Source organism: Streptomyces sp. NPDC048496, assembly GCF_043200055.1.
Lineage (GTDB): Bacteria > Actinomycetota > Actinomycetes > Streptomycetales > Streptomycetaceae > Streptomyces.
In genome coordinates, this window is sequence record NZ_JBICXB010000148.1 from 1 (window position 1) to 1,217 (window position 1,217).

Below are 1,217 nucleotides of genomic sequence, written 5' to 3' on the forward strand. Positions count from 1 at the left end.
GATCACCTGCTCGACGACAGCGTGCCGTCGATGGTCACGCTCGGCATCGTTCAAGGGGAGCGGGGAGTCGGTGAACGCGGCGTGGTAGCGCCAGGTGTCAAACAGCGTGCCTTGCCCGGCGGGGACGGCTTCAGCGCTCAGGCGCTTGACGCGGCGCACGATCAGACGGGCGGTGACCTGCTGCTTCTTCGGCTTGGACGTGAACGCGGTGTAGGTGGTCTCGGCTATCTCGGCGTCGGAGATCCAGCACTGGCCCTCCTCGTCCCAGACCGCCTTGGGGTACTTGATCGGCGTCCAGGCGTCCTCATCGATGCGGGCGACGGCGGCCTTGACGGAAGCGTTCATCCGCACCGTGATGGAGAACCGCGCGCCCAGCGCCCGGCAGGAGTTGACGACATCGGCGCCGTAGAACGCGGAGTCCGCCCGCACCACCAGCAGGCCACTGGCGCCGCAGGCGCGAGCAGTGCGGATGGTCTCGGCGACGAACGCTGCCGCCCCGCGCGCGGAGTTCGACGGTCCCTTGCGCAGCCTCGTGGCGGCGATCACCGGGGCGGACAGGGGTGTGGAGACGATGCCGAGCAGCGCGTTCAGGCCCTTGACCTTGCTGTATCCATAACCGGCCCCCTGCTTGGCGTAGCCGTAGGTGCGGCGGATGGTGTCATCGATGTCCACGTAGGCGACCTGGTCCGCGCCGGGCAGCAGCGGGGTATGACGGGCCAGTGCGGGAAGGAACCGGCGGGCCACGGCGTGCAGTTGTTTCACGTGCCCGTGCGTGAAGGAACGCAGAAACGACCCCAGCGTGGACGGGGCCCGCACTCCGGAGAACAGGCGGCCCATCGCGCCGTGCCGTAGGCGGTGCATGTCATCGATGCTGTCGGCGCCCGCGACCATGCCGCCCACCAGCGACATCACCTTCGCCGCGGGGAAGGCACCGGTGCCGTCCTTCGAGGCCGGCAGACGGATGTGCCCCCCGACCAGTGCGGGCAGACCGCACCGCTCGGCCAATCGCACCACCGGCTCGAGGCCGCCGTACGCGATCAGGTTCGGGTCGTCGAACGCGGATGAGACCGCCGCTGCGGCATGAGAAGATTCCATCTCGGAAGTGCCTTGCTGATCGTGCCTGATGTGGTCCTAGAGAAACCCATCATCGCAGGTCACAAGGCACTTCTTCGTTCCCAGAGAAACTATCCACAGACATCAAGCCGGTGGATCCAGGC

1 protein-coding gene is annotated in these 1,217 nt (G+C 67.5%); it reads right to left on the reverse strand.

Annotated elements, in window-relative coordinates; genetic code table 11:
• A partial coding sequence (locus ACGFSA_RS35245) for an IS1380 family transposase (RefSeq protein ID WP_393310281.1) occupies positions 1 to 1,095 on the reverse strand: 1,095 nt, incomplete at its 3' end.
• Positions 1,096 to 1,217 lie beyond the last annotated feature (122 nt).